The organism is Bacillus cereus group sp. Bce019 (assembly GCF_051781745.1).
Taxonomy (GTDB): domain Bacteria; phylum Bacillota; class Bacilli; order Bacillales; family Bacillaceae_G; genus Bacillus_A; species Bacillus_A cereus.
Genome location: NZ_JBPWJX010000268.1, coordinates 1 through 251, shown reverse-complemented (window position 1 = coordinate 251; position 251 = coordinate 1). Strand labels below are relative to the sequence as shown.

Genomic DNA, 251 nt, shown 5'->3' with positions numbered 1-251 from the left:
GAAATCACCTTATTCGCACCTCCTATTGTTTTCAATCGTCAATTTTTGAGTAAACCATCCATCACTGATGGAGGTAGCTAGTTGAACATTATTTAGGGATTGAAGCAATTCTTGAACATTACTCAATCCCATTCCTCTATCAGTGCCTTTTAATGAAAAACCGCGTTGCTTAAGTAGATGGAATTTTGGTAAATTTTTCCTACATGAATTTTGGATAATAATATGTACAGCAGAGGCATCTTTATATACAG

The 251-nt window shown here is 34.7% G+C and carries 1 protein-coding gene; it reads right to left on the bottom strand.

The genetic code is table 11. The features are described from left to right. Positions 1 to 9 precede the first annotated feature (9 nt). Positions 10 to 251: GHKL domain-containing protein (locus ACS2QP_RS28285; RefSeq protein WP_438883140.1), on the bottom strand; the 242-nt coding region annotated here is incomplete at its 5' end.